This window comes from Staphylococcus sp. LCT-H4, from assembly GCF_001866145.1.
Taxonomy (GTDB): domain Bacteria; phylum Bacillota; class Bacilli; order Staphylococcales; family Staphylococcaceae; genus Staphylococcus; species Staphylococcus succinus.
The window spans coordinates 659,379-683,952 of record NZ_MODY01000001.1 but is presented as its reverse complement, the minus strand read 5'-3'; the positions used below and the strand labels follow the sequence as shown (position 1 = coordinate 683,952).

The window sequence follows — 24,574 nt, the reverse complement described above, 5'->3', positions numbered from 1 at the left end:
CATTAATAGATGATTTTATCTTAGGATAAGTGTGTCTATTTATGGTTTAGGTCTCTTTTTATTGTTCTAAATCACATGGGAGTGAGAAAAATGGGAAATGATCAAAGAATGGCTGATGAAATTTTAAAAAATATCGGGGGTATTGATAATGTAAAAAATTTAACACATTGTATGACACGTTTAAGATTTGTATTAAAAGATGACAGTAAAGCAAATGATGAGAACATAAAAGATATAGATGGAGTAATGGGTTTACGTAAACAAGGGGGACAATACCAAGTTATTGTCGGTAATAACGTTTCGAAGACGTATGCTGAATTAATGAAATTAGGTGTGAGCGGTGGTGCTAAAAGTAATGAACCAGTTAAAAAGAAAAAATTAACACTCAAACAAATTGGTATTAACATTTTGGATGCCATCATTGGTACGATGTCACCGTTAATTCCAGCCATTATCGGTGGATCAATGATTAAATTATTGGTAATGATTTTGAATATGACGGGGGTATTATCGGAAGAAAGTTCCACATATAATATATTAAATACCATAGGAGATGCGCCGTTCTTCTTCTTACCGATGCTTGTCGCAGTATCGGCAGCTAAGAAATTTAACAGCAATGTGTTCCTAGCTCTAGCAGTCGCAGGAGTCATGGTTCATCCAGTATTTATGGAAATTATGGAAAAGGCATCTGAAGGTCAAGCAGCAACATTTGCATATATTCCAGTTATGTCTGTGAAGTACACGTATACAATTATACCTGCAATTGTCATGACTTGGTTACTAAAATACATTGAAGATTTAGTAGATTATATTACGCCAATTGTTATGAAAAACTTTTTGAAACCGATGTTAATCTTATTAATCGCAGCGCCCATTGCGATTGTTATTGTAGGACCGACTGGTATTTTAATTGGTACAGGATTATCTCAAATTGTATTTTTTGTACATGGTCAATTAGGATTTCTAGCAGTAGCAATTGTTGGTGCGTTATGGCCATTATTAGTTATGACAGGCATGCACCGTGTGTTTACACCAACGATTGTGCAAACTATTGCAGAAACAGGAAAAGAAGGCATGGTGATGCCATCAGAGATTGGTGCAAATTTATCTCTTGGCGGTGTTTCGCTGGCAGTAGCATTGAAAACTAAAAATAGAGAATTACGTCAAACCGCATTGGCAGCAGCATCATCAGCCATTATTGCCGGTATTACTGAACCCGCACTATATGGCGTAGCAATCCGATTAAAGCGTCCAATGATTGCAGCAATGATTACGGGATTTGTTGCGGGAGCGGTTGCGGGGCTTGCAGGGCTTGCAAGTCGATCTATGGCAGCCCCTGGATTGTTTACGAGTGTGCAATTTATAGATCAAGATAATCCCATGAGTATCATATGGATTATAGTCGTTATGGTCTTATCCATTGTGCTGTCGTTTATTTTAACGTTAGTGCTTGGCTTTGAAGATATTCCTGAATCAGAAGATGATGCATTAGATATAGGGACGAGAGGAAATATGATTGTTGAATCTCCAGTTAAAGGTAAAGTGAAACCAATTGAAAGTGTTGAAGATGATGTATTCAGTAGAGAGGTGATTGGAAAGAGTGTTGCGATTGAACCCATCGGTCATAACATTTATGCGCCTGTCACAGGTACAGTGACTTCCGTCTTCCCAACAAAACATGCAGTTGGTATTACAAGTGACGATGGTGTTGAAGTGTTAATTCACGTAGGTATCGATACAGTGAAGTTAGGTGGAGCGCCATTCACTTCTGCAATTGCACAAGGTGATCACGTAAAAAGTGGTGACGTCATTGGTACTTTTGATTTATCCCAAATTATTGAAGCGGGTTATGACCCTACAACAATCGTAGTAATTACAAATACAGATGATTATGACGCTATTACAGCATTCGACAGCACTGATGTTGAGGCGCATACATCAATATTAGGAGTGGTTAAAAAATGACTATAAATTATTTCCCAGAAAATTTTCTTTGGGGTGGCGCTATTGCAGCAAATCAGACTGAAGGTGCGTGGGACATAGATGGTAGAGGATTAAGTAATATAGACTTAATCCCTCATGGCCCTGACCGTCAATCCATTAAATTAGGATATAAAAAAGCTAAGATGAGTGATAACGAATATTATCCGAGTCACACAGGAATAGATTTTTATCATCGTTATAAAGAAGATATTGCTTTACTTGCTGAAATGGGATTGAAAGTGTTTAGAACCTCTATTTCTTGGAGTAGAATTTATCCAAATGGCGATGAAGCTACACCAAACCAAGCAGGTATCGATTATTACACTGATTTATTTAAAACATGTAAAGCCCATAATATGGAGTTACTCGTGACACTTGCGCACTTTGATATTCCAATGGGTATTGTAGAGCAATATAATGGTTGGAAGCACCGAGCAACCATCGATTTATATGTTAAGTTTGCAGAAACGTGTTTTGAATGTTTTGGGGATTATGTTAATTACTGGATTCCATTTAATGAAATTAACGTAGTGTTACATAGTCCATTTTCAGGCGGTGGATTATACTTTGATGATACTGAGAATAGAGAAGAGATGTTATATCAAGCAGCGCATTATATGTTAGTCGCAAGTGCAAGCGCTGTTGAAAGTTGTCATCGTATTACACCAAAAGCTAAAATTGGGTGTATGATCGCTGGTGGCAGTTTCTATCCTTATAGCTGTAATCCGGAAGATGTTTGGCAGTCTATGAACGATGAGAGAACAAATACATTCTTTGTAGATGTCCAAGCGAAAGGGAAATACCCTTATTATATGGATGCATTCTTTAAATCTAAAGGTATTCATGTTGATATCAGTGAAAATGATAAAGACATATTGAAACAAACTGTAGACTTTGTAGCCTTCAGTTATTATGCATCTAGAACTTCCATTGCTGATATTTCAAGAGTGGAAAAGAATGAAGGAAATATTATTGTATCTGCCAAGAACCCTTACTTGAAAATGAGTGACTGGGGATGGGTCATTGATCCACTTGGTTTAAGAATTACGATGAACCAAATATATGAAAGATTTGAGAAACCACTTTTTGTCGTAGAAAATGGTTTAGGTGCAAAAGATATCATAGAAGCAGATGGAACCATTCAAGATGATTATCGTATTGATTACATGAACCAACATTTTCAAGCAATGTATGATGGCATCCAAGATGGCGTGCCACTATTAGGCTATATTAGTTGGGGCGTTATTGATTTAGTATCCGCATCAACAGGAGAAATGAGTAAACGCTACGGAATGATTTTTGTAGATAAAGACGATGCTGGTGACGGAACTTTAGCGCGTAAAAAGAAAAAATCCTTTGATTGGTATAAACAAGTCATACAACAAAATGGAGTAGAAATATAAATAGAGAGAGCATCAAGTGTTTACACTTGATGCTCTCTCTATTTATGAAGCCTTATTGGGTTTGAACTTTTGCCTAGTAATTCTGTAACTTCACTAGAGACATCACTTTAGAGGATTGAGTTCATTAATTACTGATACCATATCTTCATGAAGCACTAAGCTGGCACGACTGTCATAAGGTGTAGCATCTCTATTGATAATAATAAGATTTTGACCTTTGAAATTTGAAATAAGCCCTGCTGCTGGTTGAACTACGAGCGATGACCCTAGGACGACTAATGTATCTGCTTCTTTAATTTTATGTAAGGCATTAAATATAGTGCTTTGATTTAATATTTCTCCATACAGCACAATGTCGGGTCTGATCGCGTTGCCACATGACTCACAAGTACGTAAATCATTGTCAATGACATCACATTTCGAATAATGATTATGGCACTGCACACAATAAAAGTGATTTAAGGTACCATGTAATTCGTCTACGTTCACACTGCCTGCATCTGTATGTAGACCGTCAATATTTTGGGTAATCACACCTAAGGATTGATGGTTTTTTTCAAGTTGTGCTATCCATTGATGAACAATATTAGGCTGTTTATTAGCAAAAAGTAAGTATTTATGACAAAAATTAATAAATCCTGTTGGGTCACTTTGTAAATAATCTGCACTTAATAAGTATTCCGGTAAGTAGCCATCTTTCGAAACTTTGTCATATAAACCACCTATAGAACGAAAATCAGGAATGCCACTTGCCACAGAAATCCCTGCACCTGTAAAAAATGTAATTTTATCGGAAGTATCAATAATGTCTTTGAACAGTTCAATATTACGATTCATAGCAAACAACTCCACTTAAAGATTAAAATTCATATGAAATTATCTCAATATATCTCATACAATTAAAATAATTTTCAATTTCAAAACTTATTTTAGCAAATATAGAAAAATAAAGAAATGCGATGAACAAAGTAATAAGATGCTAGATACGTATTTAGTCATACAGCTAACAAGTAGGGTATATTATTATAAATTAAAAAAAAGGGAGCATTTTATTTAAAATGCTCCCTTAAACTTCTTATATTTATGTTTGTTCTTCAATTTCTTTTATTTTTAGTTCGGGATCTTTTGTAACGCTATCCAGTATATCAATAAATGTATTTAGCATTTGTTCGATTGTTGTTGCATCAAACAATTCACTGGCATATTTTAATGATAATTGATAATCCTCATGACCTTCGATCATCATGTGTAAATCAAATTTAACATTGGTGCCGGAAACTTCTTTTTCTTCAATTTCCCAATCGTCTATTTCCAATATTGTATTATTGATATTTTGAAATGCGAATGTTACATCATGCAATGTAGAGCGTTTTAAACCATGTTTTTCGGTTACTTCATCTTTCAATTTTTCAATAGGATAATCTTGATTGTCTAAAGCTTTTAATGATAAGTCTGTAATTTCTGATAGTAATTGATTGAATGATTTATGACTTTCTGGGTATCCACGCATAGCAATCCTGTTAAAAAAGGCGCCTATGACTTTTTCAGTGTTTTTGTGGGTACGTCCGGAAACAGGACTACCAATGACAATATCTTCTTGATGTGTATATTTACGTAATAAAATAAATAATGAAGTTAATAAAATCGTGTAGTCGGTGCTACCAGTTGTTTGCGCTAAACTTTGCATTGCATCTTTCAGTGCACTCGGCATATTTACAGTAACGGTTTTACCTTCAAAAGTCTGTTGCTTAGGTCTCGGACGGTCTAAAGGTAAGTCTAAAATAGGTAATGTATCTTCAAATTGTGATAACCAGAATGTGCGTTGTTTACTAAAATCAGTATTATTAATCCATTCACTGTAATCTTTATACTGTAATTTGACTTCTCCTAACTTGTGCCCTTGATACAATTGTGAAAATTCTCTAATGACATTGTAGATGGATGCACCATCTGAAATAATGTGATGGATATCAAATAGTAAAATATAACGTTGATCATCACGTTTCACTATCTTAACTTTGAATAAAGGCGCTATTTGTAAGTTAAATGGTTTTACAAAATCTTCTAAAAGTTCGTCAATATCAGCGTTTGGTTCTTCTTCATAGTCTATCTTAATCTGTGTATGTGGTTCGATGACTTGTACAAGAGATCCATCAATTGTTTCAAAGCGTGTTCTTAATGCTTCATGTCGATGAATTAAAGATTGAAAAGCGTATTGTACGCGTTCAATATCTACGTTACCTGTAATATTAAATATGCCCGGCATATTATAGGCTGTCGTTTGTTTACCTGCTATTTCGTTCAATATATAAATATGCTGTTGTATTGGAGAAATAGTATAATATGGCTTATCTGTAGCTTTTGGAATATCTTGAATATGTTTCATGTCGCTGCTATTTTTTATAAATTTAGCCAATTGTTCAATCGTTGGTCTTTCAAAAATAATTTTTACCGGTATACGTATACCGGTCTCATTTTCGATTTCGTTTATGATACCTAATGCTTTAAGCGAATGGCCCCCAATATCAAAGAAATTATCCTCTATACCTACACGTTCAATATTCAAGATGTTTTCAAATACTTGAGTCAGCATGATTTCTGTATTATTTGTGGGCGCGACATAACTTTTACTTTCAATTTTAATATCAGGTAATTGTTGTTTATCTAACTTACCGTTAGCTGTGACTGGTATTTGTTCAATTTGTTCTATATATGTTGGAACCATATAATTTGGTAATTGTTTGCTTAATTCTGTTTTAATAGCATCAAACGCAATTACTTTATCTGATACTAAGTAAGCGCATATTGCTAATTCTTCATCTGCCATTGCTTTGGCAATGACTGCAACATCTATAATATCTTCAATTTGACGCAAGATACTTTCAATTTCACCAAGTTCAATGCGATAGCCACGTATTTTTACTTGATCGTCGATACGTCCTAAATATGCAATATTTCCATCATCTTGCCACTTTGCTAAATCACCCGTACGATATAATTTACCTTCACCGAATGGATTGTCGATGAATTTTTCTTGAGTTAATTCTGGACGATTTAAGTAACCATCAGTTACGCCTACACCACCAATACAAAGTTCTCCAGGCATATTAATGCCCATAAGATTATTGTCTTCGTTCATAATATACGCTTGCGTATTGGCAATAGGCTGACCAATGGGTATAGCCTCATAGGTAACATGGCTTTCACAATCAAAATTGGTAACATCAATCGTAGTTTCAGTGGGCCCATACACATTAATTAATTGTGTATTGTTTGTTTGGCCAATCCATTTGTTAAATTCATTCACTAATTCTGCTGTCACTGCCTCACCGCCAACTAAGACATAGTTTAAACTAGAAAGTAAGTGTGCTTGTTTTGTCGACTTAATGTAAGTGATAAACGGATTAAACATAGAAGGCACAAAGACAGCTAGTGTTACTTTAGAATTTTGAATTAATGAAGTAATGCGTTCTGGGTTACCTTCTTCACCTGAAGGTAATATTGTTGCCTGTGCACCCACCATTGCCCATCCAAATAATTCCCATATAGACGGATCAAAGGTAAAAGGCATTTTAAACAGAATGTTGTCATCACTACTGATATTAAATCGATGAATTCTTCTATTAAGATTATTCATCACGCTTCTGTAAGACATCATGACACCTTTAGGCTTTCCAGTTGTTCCAGAAGTATAAATAACACACATTAAATGAGTTACATCTGTGACATGCGGCAAGTTTTCTACAGGTTCTGTTGATGCGTTAGCATGGTCCTTCAAATCTATAATTGTTTGATTAAATTCAATAGCATTGTCTATAGCGCAATCGGTTAGTAATACTGTCGCTCGACTATCTTCTAGGATATAGTCGATACGGTCATTGGGATAATTTGGATCAATTGGAACGTATGCGGCGCCAGCTTTTAGAATGGCATAAATACCAATAACCATTTCTAAATGACGGTGTGTCATTATGCCTACAAGACGATTAGGTTTAACGCCATTATTACGTAACTGATGCGCTAATTGATTCGCACGAGCATTTAATGCTTGATAGCTTAGACTTTCACCTTCATATGTGATTGCTGTTTTCTCTGGTGTTTTAGCTACTTGATTTTCAAAACGTTCTATAAATGTCGCTGAATTATTAAGTGATAGTTGTGTATCGTTAAAATCATTTAAAACGAGTGACCTTTCTTCTTTTGCAATAATCTCAATTTCACTGATTTTTTGCATTGGGTTTTCTAATATTGCATTTAAAATTTCTATAATATTAGTGTGTAAGCGCATAACTTCTTTTTTAATAACAATATCTATTTGGTAATCATAATCTATATCTAAATTATCTTCGCCATGCCTATTACTTATATTAAGATTTAATGGGACATTAGTAGTTCCGGAGTCTAACCACTCCTCTGAATATCCTCTTTTTATAAAGTCAGCATTATGTTGTGTATTTTGGAATGAAAGGACGAAATCTAGTAAGCCTTTAGCATTGCCACTATCTTCTAATATATAACTATTTGCATACTTTCGGTGTTTTAATACGTTGAAAGTTTCCTTTTTTATTGTTCGTAAAAAAGTATCGATAGATGAGTGTTTATCAATTTCAACGATGATAGGTAACACTCTTGAATAAACGCCCGTTACTTTCTTTTCAAATTGCGTATTCCTATTGTGTAATACTAATCCAATCGAGTTTTTGTTTGATGAAGTTTTTTTATGTTTTAAAATCTGCATAACTGCAGAAAATAAATTACTAATACTTAATGTGTTTCTTTCACAAAAATTTATAATTTTTTGTGTGAAGTCGTCTGATAATTGATAATTTAGTCTATCTTCTTGAGCGCTATGCATCCAGTTATTCTCGAATAACTCATTATCTTCTAAATTTTCTGTTTTTTTGAGCCAAAATTGTTTATCTTTTACGAACCTTCCAGAATTTTTATAATTTATTTCATCTTCAATACAATTTAAATACGTATACTCAAAATTCTCATTTTTGTTCCCGTAAATTAAAGATTCACATAAGGTGTTTCCAGCTATGGTCATACTCCATCCATCTGAAATAATATGATGCTGCAGTAATAATATACCGGTATCTCCTTGGGGAAGTGTTAAAATCACAAATTTAAATAAGTCACTATTCAAATTGAATATATTTGATTTTACCTGTGTATGAATCCATTGATCAAAGCCTTTTTGATTGGCATTAAAATCGATATAATCAAACGTTTTACTTTGAAATGCATCAATATATTGCTTATACTCGGTGTTCACTTTTTTGATTTTAATTCTATAACTATCATGTATTTGTATTAAATGATTTAGAGATTTCTCAATATCTGATGTTTTAACTTTATCTTTGATAGTCACAAGCGCTGCAATATTATTAATACTTGTATTTTCATAATATTCCTCTAACTGAATAATTTCACGTTGTGCTTCAGATAATATATAGTCTTTCATTGAATTTATCCTCCATGTTTTCAATTTATATAATATTTAATTATATAAATTATATATGTTCGAAGTGTTTTGAATAGTGACTTGTGGTTACATGTCACTACACTATGATGTTATAACATAATTAGCAGAGATAGGCACCTATTTGTCTGTTTTTTTATTTACTTAAGTTACTATAAAAATAAAATGACACCTTTGGAAGTGACTATAATTGTGAGTTAACAAAGTAAGTATTACAATTAAAATCTCGTAAAATACATGGATAGTATTAGGTGCATTTTATTAGTGGTAAAAATGATTAGATGTCTGTGAAGCAAATAAATTAAGAAGAAGCTAAGCAAATACTTGCTTAGCTTCGTTAAAACACTACTTGTCTAAAGGCAATACTCAAAATAAAATAGATATGCTTTTTGACCATAGGTATCAATGTTAATTAACATATAAACGATTGGGACATCAATTTAATATTAAAAGTCAAATACCGTAATTTGGTAATAGGCTTTTTATAACGCTAGAGTCAGGGTGTTATAGTTCCGGGTAGAACATCACTTTATCGAAGTGTTTCTTTTTATGAACAATTGCATCAAAAGTTTCAGGCCCTTTTTTTAATTCTAATCGGTCTGAAATCATAGGGGCGACTTTGATGTCACCTGTAGACATGTAATGGAGTGTTGCAGACCATTCTTCTCCAGGGAAAGGCGCAGACAGACCATTCCAAGATCCAATCACATTAAGCTCGTTTCGTAATATTTTTTCGAAGTGTATGCGTTCCATTTCGATATCGGAGTAGGGAATACCGAGTAGTAATACTTCTCCACCTTTGGTTGGCAGTGTTAGGACTTGGCCAATCGTAAATGGTGAACCTGCAGACTCCACCGCCACATCTATATTAAAAGGGATGCGAGCTATAGCTGCATCTAAATTTTCATTTTTAGAGTTGATGACATAATCAGCGCCAAAGGTTTGGGCAATCTCTAATTTATGGGAGTCAATATCAATAGCAATGATATTCGCAGCACCAAATATTTTAGACCACTGGATGGCTAACAATCCAATACTACCACAACCCATGATAGCTACTGTCGCACCCGGTTTCATACTTGTTCTATAGAAACCATGTGCGACAACTGCAGAAGGTTCCACCATAGCAGCTGTATCAAAGTCTACATTTTCTGGTAATTTTAAAACGTTAGAAGCAGAGAGTTTAACGTATTCTGCAAAACAGCCCGGTTGATAGGAACCTATGACAAATAGCTGTGCACATCTTGAATAATTTCCTTTTTCGCATTGCTCACAAGCATGACAAACAATAGCTGGACATCCAGTGACTGCATCGCCAATTTGGACATGTGTAACTTGACTCCCGATACTTTCGACAATACCTGAAAATTCATGTCCAAATGTCATGCCTGTTTGATAAGGGCCTAATTTTTTATAACGAGAGATATCTGACCCACATATACCTGTGGCTACGACTTTGATAATCACATCGTCTGCTGCCATAATTTGGGGCGAGGAAGTGTCTTCATATCTCAAATCTTCAGTATGATAAAGGTTTAAAGCTTTCAAAGAGATTCACCTCTTTATTTTCTATAATTTAAAGTTCTAGTTTTATTCGGAAACAACTTTTCTTTTTTTAAATAATTTAGCGCCAAAATAGCCTAAAAATACAACTGCATTACAATAAAGCAAATGATCCATATAAAAGTCAGTAATTCCTCTCATTGGCCCAAGCATAAAATCTAACATCATTTCTACCATAATGACTATCTCCTTATCATTTGAATTTTAAAATGAAATGTAATGAACCAGATTAATTAACGGGGCGGAGTAGTACTTTAATGCCTGCACCATCCTTAATATGCTTGTAACCTTCATCCCATTGTGAAATATCAAGTTCATTGGTGATCAGTGCTTCAGCGTCAACATCTCCATTACTTAATAACTGAAGTGATGGTTCCCAATCAGCGGGCTTTTGGCTTCTACTTCCTACTACACGTATTTCTTTTTGCACGATTTTTTCTAAACTGAAAGGAATTTCAGGTTCTTTAAAAATGCCAACTTGCACATATAACCCTTTTTTACGTAAGATATCAAGCCCTTGTTTGGCTGCAGGTACAGCGCCAGAACATTCTAAGACAATATCGGCACCGTTGCCATCAGTAAGCTCATTTACATACGCTTTTAAATCTGTTTTTTGAATGTTTACAACATGGTCTAAATTAAGCTCAGTAGCTTTATCTAATCTTGCTTTATCAGCATCTAATCCTGTGATAATTACTTTAGCCCCTTTACTTTTAACGACTTGAGCTACAAGTAATCCGATAGGCCCAGGACCCATAATTACAGCGACATCATCGGGTTTTATTTCTATTTTAGAGACAGCGTGATGCGCACATGCTAAAGGTTCTGTCATTGCTGCTGCCTTATAAGAAACGTTATCGGGTAGATGGTGAACACTCGCTGCACGTGCTACTAAGTATTGCGTAAATCCACCATTTTGCTGAGTGCCTAAGCCTTTTCGATAGTTACATAAATTATAATCTCCACTTTGACAGTACTGGCATTCACCACATATATAATATGTCGTTTCAGATGTAACGCGATCACCAATTTTGAAGTTTGTGACATTTGCCCCTATGTCTACAACTTCTCCTGAAAATTCATGGCCCAGTGTAACAGGAACATTTACTTTATAATGTCCTTCGTAAGTATGAATATCAGTACCACAAATACCGGCATAATGAACTTTGATTTTGACTTCATCTGCAGTAGGAGAGGGGATTTCTCTATCTAATAATGCTAAGTTTCCGAATCCTAATTCAGTTTTTACAAGTGCTTTCATGTAAAGTCAGCTCCTATATATTAATTAAATAAACTAAAGAATTTGAAAATAATATAATTCAAGATGTTACCACCTTGGTCAAGACTTGAAATTTGAGCGGCTCCAGAAGGCATTTTGACTTTCGTACCATCTGCCATACTTGTGAAAATTGGTGCTACATCTGTTGCAATATATAAGGAAATCGCAATCATGATGGTACCGACAATAACAGAGTGTATGATATTACCACGCGCAGCACCAACGATGAACGCTATAATAAATGGAATCGTGGCTAAATCACCAAACGGTAATACTTGGTTACCAGGTAAAATCACTGCTAATAATACAGTAATAGGTACTAAAATTAGTGCAGTAGCGATTACTGCAGGATGTCCTAATGCTACTGCAGCATCTAGACCAATATAAATCTCACGATCTCCAAAGCGTTTGTTTAACCATGTACGGGCAGATTCTGAGACAGGCATAAGTCCTTCCATAAGAATCTTAACCATACGAGGCATTAATACCATTACTGCAGCCATCGACATACCCAGATTAATAACGTCTCCTACGTTATAGCCTGCTAATATACCAATTGCTAAACCAAGTACTAAGCCAACAAAGATAGACTCTCCAAATGCACCAAAACGTTTTTGAATTGTTTCTGGATCTGCATTCAATTTATTGATACCAGGAATTTTTTGTAATCCCTGAACTAGAAAGATACCAGGGACATAAGAAATTGTACTACCAGTAGCAATAGAAACACCTGGCAAATCATAGAATTTGCTCATCATTGGTGCAGTCCAATCTGCTACTTTTAAACAGACGATTTGGAATATAACTGCAGCAACTAAAGATTGCCACAGGCTGCCAGATACAGCGTAGACCATCGCACCACAAAACGTATAATGCCAAAAGTTCCATATATCTACGTTCATCGTGCGGGTCGTCTTCGTTAATAGCATAGCAATATTAATAATGATACCTAAGGGGATAATAAAGGCTGCAATGACTGAAGCCCATGCAATAGAAGAAGTTGCTGGCCAACCGACATCAATCACATTTAGACTTACCCCTAAGTTTTTAACCATGGCTTGTGCAGCGGGACCTAAATTATTTACTAATAAATCAATAACTAAGAAAATACCTACAAATGCGACACCAATCGTCAAACCAGATCTAAAGGCAGAACCTATTTTTTGTCTGAAAAATAATCCAAGTATAAATATGACGATTGGAAGAATAACGGTTGCCCCTAAATCTAGAAATGCTTGTATAAAATCTACAAATCTACCCATCCCTTACACCATCCTCTTTAATATAAAGTGATGTTGGAATAAATAAAGATGCCATTTTCTAATGAATGAACTTCTTTTATGATATTTATCCCAACTGTTGATTTCATTTAAATTAGCTTTTTAATACATCTAGAATTTCTTTTTTAGTATCTTCAACGCCGATGCCTGTTAAGAAATTACGAGCGTTAATGACAGGGAAATCATATTCTTTTTGTGTCATAGCTGTTGTGACTAATAAATCTGCAGTATCTACGTAAGCACTGACTTCCGATATTTTGATTTGCTTTAAATCTACTTTAATATTATGTTCTTTTGCCATTTCTTCGATTGCGCTATTAACTACCGTTGACGTTGCAATACCTGCACCACATGCGACTAATACTTGTTTCATAATAAATTCCTCCTAATTTTGAGCATTCCATCTTTGAATTGCTCATCCTGTTAAATGTTTAGTGAATAAATATTTACGTTTCAGCTAACTCTTGTTCTATAACTTGTGCGATTTCATTGCGTGTTTTGGCATTTACGATTGTTTTGAGTAATTGATCGTTTTGAAAAATGCCCATTAATTTTTGTAATAATGATAATTGCGCATCTTCTTTATCCATCGCAAGCATAAATATCAATTTGACGTCAGTTGTCTCTTTAACTTCTCCCATAATGACGAATGGGACAGTATCTTTAAGTACGGCGACACCTATGGATTTAGCTTCTACATGCTCAATATCTGTGTGTGGAATAGCCACAGAACAATACACAGTGGGTAACCCAGTAGCAAATGACTTTTCTCTTGCGATAACTGCATCTTTATAAGATGCCTTTACATAGCCATTGCTATACATTAATTCAGCTAATTCACTCAATGCTGCATCGCTTGTTCTAGCCTCTAAATTAAGAATGATATTTGAGGCATCTATCTTTAAACCTTGCATATGACATAACCCCTTTGCTTTAATCTATATTTGAGAACGTCTTAATCGTCTCAAAAATTTGTGATTTCGATTCAGATTGTATGATACTTTGAATGCTTTTATGGTCTTGTGCTAAATCTCGTAATTGTAATAGGGGTCTTAAATGTTTGAATTTATCTGTTGCTGCGATAACTACAAAGATATGAACGTCAAACCCAGTACTGAGTGTTAAGGGTTCTTCTAATACCAACATACTCATAGCTGTTCTATTTACATTTTGTTCATTCTCAGCATGAGGTATAGCAATATTTTGGTGAATAACCATATAAGTTTCGTCAAAGGATTTAATCATTGAATCAATGTAGTTAGCATCTATATATTGTTGTGTCAAAAGTGGTTCGGCTGCTAAACGTATTGCTACTTCCATATCTGAAATGCACTGCGCAAACTGGATATGGTGTATTGGCAATAAATCTTGTAAATTCAAATTACCATTTAACGAAATAGATGATGATGTTATTGAAGCATATGCATGAATATCATCAAATTGATTTTTAATTTCTCGTAACAATACTTGTTCGTTATGAATGTGAGCATGCTCACGTATGATAGCTAGCATTTTTTCAGCGTATATGTCTGTTTCGAAAGTATGATTGAGTTGACCCAACACGTGTTGTCGGAGATCTTGTTTTTCTTGTGCGGTTAATATTGCTTTAGTAATATACAGCCTTTTATGTGTCATGACTTGCATGGGCGAGAACACAACATCAAAATCTAGTGTATAGTGATTAAACTCACGTAGTGAAAGTGCATCTAAAAATATAAATTCTGGAAACACATTTCGTAGTTCTTGTAACATTAATTGAGAAATGGAGGTTCCTTGTGTGCATACGACTACTGCTTTTACTTTTTTATCGATATCTTCGTTTTGTCTTCTTAAAGTGCCACCGATAAGTATTGTTAAATAAGCAATTTCATTATCGGGTAAAGGACGTTGAAAGAACTGTTCCATAGGTTTAGAAGATAATTTAACTAAATGAAATAGTTCTTTGTAATCATCTTTCAGAGTATTCTGTAAACTTTCGATATCAGATAAGTCATATTTGATCCTGTAAAAAGCTGGCTTCATATGAAACATTAGTTGATTGATTAAAGTGTGCCGGTCTTCAAATGTAATAAAAGTGAGTTTCTCGAATTGATTAATCATAGCTTCCAACGCTAATTGTAATGATGGTAAATACTTAGCATCATTTAATTCTGACCATTGCACACTTGTAGATAAAAGTTGCAAGGTAATAAATAATTTCTCTTGTCGAGGTATATCAGGATAGTTTGATGTTAAAATTTCAGTCGCTTGATATTCCTCAGTGTCAGATAGATCATCGTAACCAATTGAAAAAGGTGAAATGATTTTGCCATGTTGAATTCTTCTTATAATGAAATACAGTTTATAGCGCAATGTTTCTGTACTTTGATCAATAAACTTATTCTCTAAATATTGTTCAATTTTGTTAATTTGATCATCAATGATATGAAGTTTTTTTTCTTTTAATTTTAAATTTCGCAAAATATCATCTTGAGTGATATTTAAAGTAAAGATTCTATCAATTAAATTGGTTAAAAGTTTTCTGATTTCAAATTCATTACCCTTGAGATAATATCCCTCCTGTCGTGAATATTTCAGGCTAATTTCATAAGGTGTCAGTAATGATTTTAGTTTTTTCAAATCATTTAATATGGTATTCTTACTCACTTTTAAATCTATTGCAAAATGATTTAATGATAACATTTCATCTTCCCTTAACAACATCAGCAAAATGAGGTGCGCGCGTTGGTAAGCAGTATATACCTGCTCATTTTCCTGTTGGAGAGATGTTGTGGATACATTAAGAAAATTTTTAATCATATCATCAACTATGAAGAAACCTTGACTCGTACGTTCGATTGGCGGGCAATTTTGTTCTACTAACCAATCATTAATTTTTTGGATACGATAGCCAAGCTGTCTTCGCGAAATCTTGAACATCGTTTCTAAGTCTTTCCCTTTAACATTGGGGTTTTTAATCATTTCAGTAATGATATTAAAGTTTTCTGTTTGTATATTAACTCCCTCCTTTGTTGTTGAATCTAATTTAGCACAGGTCATCAAAGAGTTGTACAACTGTTAGACACAAATGTTTTTGTATATAATGTACAACGCTGTGATGATGATGAAAGAAACGCTAACCTACGCATTTAGGCTAATACTTGTACAATGACTTTTTATTTAAGCATTCTAGTGATATATGATTGACTATAATTATTTTTAAATTCAAGTTGATAGTATTTAGACATAAAAATATCCCCAAAAGTTAGATTGTTAAGTCCAAATTTGGGGGAACCTCAGAATATGCGTGTGTGTATTAGATATCTTGATTTTAAGATGCAACATTCAAGTGTTTATTTATATTCATAAATATGATACATAATCTTGATAAAAAGTCATAGAATTTCTTAAGTTTATTTAAAAAATCAAAAGACTCAATGGTATGGTAATTAATAATGTGAGCACTACTCTTAAGAACCAAATTACGATTAGCTTCCAAACTGGTATCTTGATTTCTGTAGCTAAGATACACGGGACTAATGCTGAAAAGAAAATGATGGCAGAGACGCTGACAACGCCAACGATGAATTTTGTACTTAGCGCTGCTTTTGCAACGAGTAATGATGGTAAGAACATTTCGATAATTGATATTGCGGATGCCTTGGCAAGTAATGCTTGGTCTGGTGTTGGGAATATATAAATAAATGGATAGAATATATAGCTCATCCAGTCTATTATGGGTGTAAAGTTTGCTAATAGTAACCCCAAGAAACCAATAGATAGAATAGAAGGTAAGATTGCGATAGTCATTTCTAAGCCATCTTTTAAATTTCCCCACACATTTTTAGCTAAAGAAGGTGTAGTGGCATTCTTTTTTAAAGCTTCGGCATATGCTGTTTTTAATCGGCTACCCACAATTTCTACATCGGCTTCACCTTTTTGATTATTATAATAGTCTGTTGACTCATTTACAATGGGCGGCAACCATGCTGTAATAGCAGTTACGACAAATGTAATCACTAACGTACCCCAGAAATATAAATTCCAATGTGGCATTAAGCCAAGTGTATTTGCAACGATAATCATAAATGTGGCTGAAACCGTAGAGAAACCAGTGGCAATGATAGTAGCCTCTCTTTTGTTATAAAGACCTTCTTTATATACTCTATTTGTAATTAATAGCCCCAAAGAATAACTACCCACAAATGAGGCGACGGCATCTACCGCAGATTTTCCTGGTGTCTTAAATATGGGACGCATTACTGGTTCCATGAATACACCGACAAATTCAAGTAGACCATAGCTAATAAGTAAAGATAGTGCTATGGCACCAACAGGAATAAGTACACTTAATGGCAACATTAATTGATCAAATAGAAACGGACCGTAGTCCTTTTTAAATAACAGTGTAGGACCTATTTTAAAGACATACATGATACCAATCACTGCACCAAGTACTTTAAATACAATGATGACAAAATCAGCAATTGACTTTTTATAACTTTGTCTTATCAAAGGTAAAATAGCACCTGCTAAAATCATAGCTAGCGCGATATATTGCATGAATCCACCGAATAGAGCGCGAATGGCTAGGTGAACGTGATCTACTATAATAGAACTTGTGCCATTAATTTGAATTGGTACGAAAAAGCATAAAATACCGATAAAACTAAAAACAAAAAATCTCCATTTAATATTGCGATGTTGTGATTGAACATACCCCTTATTCATAATATCACCCTAAATTTTTGAATTAAGAAATCTTATTTTAGCGTCTTCAAAGCATGTTTGTATCATCCCTTATACAAAAACATGTAAGACTTTGCCTTCATAAATGAATTTTTCAGATAACTTATTATTATTTATTGTATAGGGGTAAAATGTAAACAACCAATATAAAAAAGTTAATTATTTATAGTTTTAAACTATAAGGGTGAAAATTTTTATGGGATGTCCATTTATTTTTAGCTAAATTAGTGATCATATGTAAATAAAAACCCAACGGTGAATATGTTCACCGTTGGGTTTGTTGATTTTATATCTTAAAATTTATCTTTTAAATCTTTCGCTTTATCTTGCGCTTGATCTTTTAGCTCATCTTTTTTTTCATCGTCATTTTTAATTTCGTTGGCTTTATCTTCTGCTTGATCTTTGAATTCATCAAATTTACTCATAATAAATGCCTCCTTTTAAAAGTTATATTAATGTCATTCCACTGATAGCAAAAGTTAAACATATTTTATTTACTGAGTAATATTAAAGGAGAGTAACGAATTCAATTTCCATATGTTTTTCTTTTATTTTTGTCTCTAAATATTAATGATATGTAATGAATTTTACATTTGGGTGTGTTCGCACTTTGTTTCAAAAATTCAAAAATTAGTTTTATTTTTAATTTATATAATAAATTGACTAAATTTTAACACAGTGATAACATAATCCTTACTAAAACAATCGGAATAAATTGATGTTGGAGGGATTAGGTTGAAGCGAATGACATTAGGCTATTTTTTAACTGGTTATGGGCATCATATAGCAAGTTATAGACATCCAAATACACAAAAAAATGGAGGAATGAATTTCAAAGAAATTATCGAACAAGCAAAAATTGCGGAAAAAGCTAAATTTGATTTTTTATTTATTTCAGATAATTTGTATCTTGATAAAAAAACACATCCAGATGCAGTAACACGTTTTGAACCGTTTACTTTAATGCCAATTATTGCTATGGAAACACAACATTTAGGATTGGTGGTTACAGCATCTACTTCCTTTTCAGAACCGTTTCATCTAGCTAGAAGTTTGTCCTCATTAGATCATTTGAGTAATGGAAGGGCAGGATGGAATATTGTTACATCTGGTGTTAGTGATGCTGCTAAAAACTTTAGCAAAACAACTACTATGGAACATGATTTAAGGTATCATCAAGCAGATGAATTTCTAGATGTAACAGTGAAATTGTGGGATTCTTGGAAAAATATAAGCCAATCAAACGCAGAATTCATTAACACTCAAAGGCCTGAACCAATTAACTATGTAGGCCAATTTTATAGTGTTAAAGGACCTCTAAATATAGAGCAATCACCACAAATACGACCGTTACTTGTTCAAGCGGGTTCTTCTAAAAAAGGAATCGAATTTGCTTCAAAACATGCAGAAGTTGTTTTTACTGCTCAAAACGATATTGATGATGCAGTTACATTTGCAAAAGATTTAAAAAAACAAGTGAAACAAAAAAGAGCTTCGCAACAAGACGTTTTAATCATGCCAGGTATTTTTCCAGTGATTGGGGAAACTCGAGCAAAGGCAAATGCTAATTATCAAGAATTACAAGATTTGATAGTACCAGAAATAGGGTTAGAATTATTATCTCACTATTTAGGGGATATTGATTTGAGTCACTATGATTTAACTACACCCTTTGACAATATAGTGCTCGAAGGCAGTAATAGTATACAAAGCCGAGTAGATCTTATTAAAGAAACAGCACAAAAGCATCACTTAACTTTAGAAGATGTAATGAAATATGTTGCTGGTGGAAGAGGGCACCATATAGTCATTGGAACAGCTCAAGATGTAGCAGATAGAATGGAGGAATGGTTTATAAAAGGTGCTGCAGATGGATTTAATATTATGCCACCGTTAAACCCAACGCAATTCGAATTGTTTGTTAAAGAAGTCATTCCGATTTTGCAGGATAAAGGATTGGTTCAAAACAAATATAACAATGGAACATTACGTGAAAAATTAGGCTTAATATAGCGCATAGCGCGATAAATCAATGTTCATTATTTATAGTTCATTTGCATAAGGGGATTTCATATAATAATTTGTCAGAATTTTCTTTCATTTTTTCGAGCGATAGATTTAATTAAATATAGCAATATCATCTTAATAATTTCAAAAGGGGTTGGAAATTATAATGTATATAGCGTTCACGTTAATATCATGTGCATTTTTTATGGGTTTAGTAGCTTGGTATTCTTATTATAAAACTAAAAATACAATAAGTAGTTCAGGTGGATTTTTTTTAGGAGGAAGAGGGTTAAACGGTAGTTTTATTGCGGGAGCTCTAATTTTAACTAATTTATCTGCTGAACAATTAATTGGTTTAAATGGTCAAGGTTATAAGAATAATCTATCGAGTATGGGGTGGGAAGTAACTGCTGGTATTTCTATTATTATTCTAGCAACTATTTTACTTCCTAAATATTTGGGCGGTGCGTTTACAACACTTCCAGAATTTATTAATCATCGTTTTGATCAGCAGACACGATTTTTAGTCGTTTTATTATTCATGGTAGGTTATGGACTAATAACGATACCTTCTGTACTCTATTCAGGCTCTATAGCTGTGTTACAAATATTTGATATACCTAAAATGTTTGGAATAACGTTTGAACAATCTATATGGATTATCGTTTGGGTTATTGGAATAGTTGGAACTTTGTATGCAATTTTAGGTGGTTTGAAAGCTATAGCAATATCAGACACTTTAAATGGTATTGGTTTACTAATAGTTGGTATTTTAGTACCCATACTTGGATTTATTACGCTTGGTCATGGGAGTTTGCTTGAAGGTATGAAGACAATTGCGACAGTACACCCAGAAAAACTGAATGCCATCGGTTCTAGTAAAGATGATGTGCCATTTGGAACAATTTTTACTGGTATTATATTTGCAAATTTGTTTTATTGGGGAACAAATCAATATGTTATACAAAGAACGTTAGGTGCTAAAAGTTTGGCTGAAGGTCAAAAAGGAGCGTTATTTACAGGTTTTCTTAAAGTACTCGTACCGTTTTTAATGATGATTCCTGGCGTCATTGCATTTCATTTATATGGCGCAGGGTTGAAAAATATGGATTTAGCCTATCCTACATTAATCAAAGATATTTTCCCTACATTCTTAAACGGTTTTTTTCTTGCAGTATTATTAGGAGCAGTGTTTTCTAGTTTTAATGCATTGTTAAATAGTGCTTCAACGTTGTTTGTATATGATATTTATAAAGTTATGATAAATAAAAATGCAAGCGATAGACAAATGATACATGTAAGCCAATGGTTTGGAGTTATTTTAGCTTTAGTGACATTTTTTATTTCACCAATGTTAATCAATGCACCTAAAGGTTTATGGACTATTATCCGTGAATTTACGGGATTTTTTAATATACCTATTATAGCAATTGTATTAATTGGTATTTTTTCAAAAAAAGTTCCTGCAATAGCTCCCAAAATCATCATTATTTCACATGTAGTTGTGTATTATTTAATGATTTGGGGATTGCCGATGTTGTTTCATATTGAATTTTCTATAAATTTTATTTACATTCAAGGATTAATGTTTGTAGTAGAAATTTTAGTGATGCTGATAATTGGATGGATAAATCCATTAAAGAGTCCATTTACTTTTAAATCCAATCCTAAAGTCGATATGACGCCTTGGAAATATACTCTGCCTGTCACAGTGATTTTACTCGGCACAATAGTATTCACATACATTTTATTTTCTCCAATTGGCCTAGCTTCACAACATAATATTGTATCTTTCTGGTTCTGGCCAGTAACTTTCTTGTTAATTGTGATAGTCACAATCTGTTATTATTTTGCTTTAAAACATTGGAGTGAAAAATATAATTTACTTATAAAACAGCAGTATAAAAGAAGTATTAATGAAGAAATATATACTAATGAAAAGATAGAAAAACAGCTTGTTTAAATATTTTTGATAATCTACTCACTTCCTACAATAATAAGTGAGTGGATTTTTTATGATATTACAAATGAATATCTAAATGTTTATTATAGTTATTAAGTTGGATAGATTTCATAAAGTAACACCGCTTTATATTTTAGTAATATATGATAATATGATTATTATGGAAAAAAAGAAAATAACTCGACGTTTAATTATTGATACAGCACATACATTGATTCAGGAAACGCAAAAATCCGAAATTTCTCTCTCAAAAATTGCTACATCATTGCATATTACACACGCAGCAATATATAAACATTTTGAAAATAAAAAGGACTTATGGATTGCTGTTTGTGCGGACTGGTTTGAAACATATATTATTAATCATATTGATATCAATGATGATGATTATGAAGATAAACAGCAATGGTTACATGATTATCTTTGGGCATTCGTTAATGCTAAAAAGGCGGCATATCAAACAAATCGTTTAATGTTTGATTTAAACACTCGGTATGTTGAAAAAGATCCTTTTATATTACAAGAAATTTTAAAACCGTGTTTTATACGTATACAACAAAAAATGGGTTATGATGACAGTAATTTATATAAACCAGAAGTGATTCTTTCGGCCTTTTCGACATTTACTCTGCCTATGTTTAAAGACACTTGGAACCAGCCAGACTATGACTTGAGATTTGAGATGACTTGGGATTTAATCAAATTCAATGTATAGCATAAGCGATGATTTATCATCGCTTATTTTTATTGTAATGTTTACAATTTTAACACCATGTAATGATGAATTACGAGAAGCGTAGGTATCAATATAGCCAAGCTAAAGGTTTGAATCCCGTTAGCTTGGCTTTTAACTTGAAAGGATAATAAAGGCGAAAATACTGATTTGATACAAAGTCAGCCTTCGGGTTGTCTGACGTTATTGTTCGCGTAGTCTAATAACGAGTAGGAATTACAGCCCAAAACGTTTTTCATTTTTGAATGATATTAACTATGACGTTTTAACATAAATTCAAATAACTCTATTTTTGAGAGCTAGTTACTTAAATAGTTGAATATAGGTTTTGGTCGATCTAAGTATAAATCGGTAATGATGTGTTGTCCATCTACGATTTTATGAACGGGAAAGTCTGCTAATGGTGCCATAACGTGTTCAAATAATTGGAGTCTTGCGGGTGAACGGTAGGCTTCTTTGATTTCTAGATTTGTGATTTGACTACGTGTTAGTTCACTTTTTTCGAGATTTCCATCATAATCGCGTACTTGTTTTAACATAAATTGAGGTTTAGATATAATATGTTGAGCCTCTTGTTTGTCTATGGGGAAGTATTTATAACCCATGGTCATCTGAGCCACACGTAATGATCCATAATCTAGAGTACCAACAACGACATCGTTATCGGTGTATAGGTTAGGTTGACCGGCTTTTTTAGGATAGGCAGCAATTTCACGACCTGAAGTAATGGCTGCTTGGTTATTGACGTACATACTTAAATAGAATTCTCCCTCTTCACCATTATATTCAACTGGGATGACTTGACCTGCCTCAAGATAAGCCCCTAGTCCTGTGCTATCAGGCATATTAATTACTTCAAATTTAATTAAATTACTTATTACTTTTAACGGTTCAGGAACAACTGCCTTTAAAGCATCTATGTCAGTTTCATATAACACTTGTACAAATTCTCTGTTTTTAAAAAAAGGATTGATTGGTGGAAATGCTGGTGCATTTATTGGTGTAGTAATGATATTATTTACATCTTCTTTTCTCAAAGTGATTCACCTCTATACATTTTGTAATAAACTCTTTAAAGATTTTTCAAATTCGGGAAGTTGATTGGTTTGAGATGCTGTGGTTACAATATCAACGATTTTCTGATTAAAAGGTGTAGGTATTTTTACTTTTTCCCCAATTTCTACAATTAATCCATTGATATTATTAATTTCAGTCTGTCGCTGTTTTCTTAAATCTTGTAACATACTTGCTTCTAAATTTTTACTAGGTTGCATGAAGGAATTTAGCTTTTCAGGGGCATTATGATTTTCGAAATTATCTATGGGATGGTTAGCCATATGTGCAAATTTTATATGATTGGCATGTCCTACTTTAATGCCCTCATCTAGAATAATCATTGCAATTTTAAATGCTAAAGGGTGTTTTAATACATCTCCATATGTGCAATTTAAAGCAGCGGAGAGACCGCTGAAAGCACTATTTATCAATAATTTAGACCATTTCGTTCCCAGTAAATTGTCGGATAAATGTGTGTTTCCGATACTATCTAATATAGTTTTTATTGTTTTTAGCCTAAGCGTTATTTCACCATTCAACTCACCAATTTGTAGGGCGTAATTTTTAAAGGCTGTGAAGTCAGTTGTTAACGCTGACACACCAGGACTTTTGAAAGTGGCGCCAAATTCAACTGCTCCTGCAATGATATTTTTTTTAGGTATATGCTGCTGAATCAATTCTTCAGGTACACCATTTTGTAACGATAATAGGACACCGTCTGTTTTTAATATATTTTTTATCATTGGTAATACAGTTGAATTATAAGTTTGTTTTGTTAATAAAAGAATTAAATCATAGGTCTTCGTAATTTCTTCTGGTTTTAACGCGTGAACGTTTATGTGGAAATCTGTTGTGCCTTCTACAGTTGCACCTTCTTTATTTAGTGTGTCGATATGTGCATCATATGTATCAATAAGATCTACGCTATGTTCCGTTGTTGATAAATAAGCACCTATTATTGTGCCTAATGAACCACATCCATAAACTGCTATATTCATTAAATATCACCTCGATGACTACTATATAATCAACGATACATATATACTAATACATATTATTGATAGTTATATAAATAGAAACTTATATAAAGGTAG

At 33.4% G+C, this 24,574-nt stretch carries 18 protein-coding genes; 5 read left to right on the top strand and 13 right to left on the bottom strand.

From position 1 onward, the window contains the following. Positions 1-90: 90 nt before the first annotated feature. On the top strand, positions 91-1,965 hold the full coding sequence (gene ascF, locus BK821_RS03140) for a PTS cellobiose/arbutin/salicin transporter subunit IIBC (protein ID WP_046837622.1): 1,875 nt from the start codon (positions 91-93) through the stop codon (positions 1,963-1,965). Further along, a complete protein-coding gene (ascB, locus tag BK821_RS03135; protein WP_071331163.1) occupies positions 1,962-3,386 on the top strand; it encodes a 6-phospho-beta-glucosidase in 1,425 nt (474 codons plus the stop codon). Before ascF ends, ascB begins: the two co-directional genes overlap by 4 nt. A gap of 102 nt (positions 3,387-3,488) precedes the next feature. On the opposite strand, the gene BK821_RS03130 is transcribed toward ascB, so the two are convergent. The 11 genes from BK821_RS03130 to BK821_RS13585 form a co-directional block, all read right to left on the bottom strand. Then, positions 3,489-4,223: an NAD-dependent protein deacylase gene (locus BK821_RS03130; RefSeq protein WP_046837620.1), complete on the bottom strand. Its 735-nt coding sequence runs from the start codon at positions 4,221-4,223 to the stop codon at positions 3,489-3,491. A gap of 244 nt (positions 4,224-4,467) precedes the next feature. Beyond that, on the bottom strand, positions 4,468-8,853 hold the full coding sequence (locus BK821_RS03125) for a non-ribosomal peptide synthetase (protein WP_071331162.1): 4,386 nt from the start codon (positions 8,851-8,853) through the stop codon (positions 4,468-4,470). 522 nt (positions 8,854-9,375) lie between these two features. After that, the gene (locus tag BK821_RS03120; protein WP_071331161.1) at positions 9,376-10,419 is read right to left on the bottom strand and encodes a galactitol-1-phosphate 5-dehydrogenase; all 1,044 of its coding nucleotides are present in this window, start codon (positions 10,417-10,419) and stop codon (positions 9,376-9,378) included. A 42-nt stretch (positions 10,420-10,461) separates the two neighbouring features. Next, on the bottom strand, positions 10,462-10,611 hold the full coding sequence (locus BK821_RS13430; protein WP_169746242.1) for a hypothetical protein: 150 nt from the start codon (positions 10,609-10,611) through the stop codon (positions 10,462-10,464). A 52-nt stretch (positions 10,612-10,663) separates the two neighbouring features. Continuing rightward, entirely contained in the window at positions 10,664-11,695 is a 1,032-nt protein-coding gene (locus BK821_RS03115; protein WP_071331160.1) for a zinc-binding dehydrogenase, read from the bottom strand. A 20-nt stretch (positions 11,696-11,715) separates the two neighbouring features. Continuing rightward, entirely contained in the window at positions 11,716-12,975 is a 1,260-nt protein-coding gene (locus BK821_RS03110; protein WP_069824428.1) for a PTS galactitol transporter subunit IIC, read from the bottom strand. 112 nt (positions 12,976-13,087) lie between these two features. Continuing rightward, positions 13,088-13,366: a PTS sugar transporter subunit IIB gene (locus BK821_RS03105; RefSeq protein WP_046837615.1), complete on the bottom strand. Its 279-nt coding sequence runs from the start codon at positions 13,364-13,366 to the stop codon at positions 13,088-13,090. A gap of 73 nt (positions 13,367-13,439) precedes the next feature. Then, the gene (locus BK821_RS03100; protein ID WP_071331159.1) at positions 13,440-13,907 is read right to left on the bottom strand and encodes a PTS sugar transporter subunit IIA; all 468 of its coding nucleotides are present in this window, start codon (positions 13,905-13,907) and stop codon (positions 13,440-13,442) included. Positions 13,908-13,926: 19 nt separating this feature from the next. Continuing rightward, complete coding sequence (locus BK821_RS03095) at positions 13,927-16,032, bottom strand: BglG family transcription antiterminator (protein ID WP_046837613.1); 2,106 nt, start codon at positions 16,030-16,032, stop codon at positions 13,927-13,929. A 357-nt stretch (positions 16,033-16,389) separates the two neighbouring features. Then, complete coding sequence (locus BK821_RS03090; protein WP_046837612.1) at positions 16,390-17,703, bottom strand: YjiH family protein; 1,314 nt, start codon at positions 17,701-17,703, stop codon at positions 16,390-16,392. Between the two features lie 311 nt (positions 17,704-18,014). Continuing rightward, positions 18,015-18,146: a hypothetical protein gene (locus BK821_RS13585; protein ID WP_256121772.1), complete on the bottom strand. Its 132-nt coding sequence runs from the start codon at positions 18,144-18,146 to the stop codon at positions 18,015-18,017. A gap of 319 nt (positions 18,147-18,465) precedes the next feature. Between BK821_RS13585 and BK821_RS03085 the strand changes: the two genes are divergently transcribed. The 3 genes from BK821_RS03085 to BK821_RS03075 all read left to right on the top strand — a co-directional run bounded on the left by BK821_RS03085 (position 18,466) and on the right by BK821_RS03075 (position 22,406). Further along, on the top strand, positions 18,466-19,734 hold the full coding sequence (locus BK821_RS03085) for an LLM class flavin-dependent oxidoreductase (RefSeq protein ID WP_046837676.1): 1,269 nt from the start codon (positions 18,466-18,468) through the stop codon (positions 19,732-19,734). 199 nt (positions 19,735-19,933) lie between these two features. Next, positions 19,934-21,691, top strand: coding sequence for a solute:sodium symporter family transporter (locus BK821_RS03080; protein ID WP_371261079.1), 1,758 nt, complete (start codon positions 19,934-19,936; stop codon positions 21,689-21,691). 160 nt (positions 21,692-21,851) lie between these two features. Further along, complete coding sequence (locus tag BK821_RS03075) at positions 21,852-22,406, top strand: TetR/AcrR family transcriptional regulator (RefSeq protein WP_046837675.1); 555 nt, start codon at positions 21,852-21,854, stop codon at positions 22,404-22,406. A gap of 317 nt (positions 22,407-22,723) precedes the next feature. On the opposite strand, the gene BK821_RS03070 is transcribed toward BK821_RS03075, so the two are convergent. Both BK821_RS03070 and BK821_RS03065 read right to left on the bottom strand, forming a co-directional pair. Further along, entirely contained in the window at positions 22,724-23,467 is a 744-nt protein-coding gene (locus BK821_RS03070) for an acetoacetate decarboxylase (protein WP_177165121.1), read from the bottom strand. Positions 23,468-23,473: 6 nt separating this feature from the next. Continuing rightward, entirely contained in the window at positions 23,474-24,478 is a 1,005-nt protein-coding gene (locus BK821_RS03065) for a ketopantoate reductase family protein (RefSeq protein ID WP_046837609.1), read from the bottom strand. Positions 24,479-24,574 lie beyond the last annotated feature (96 nt).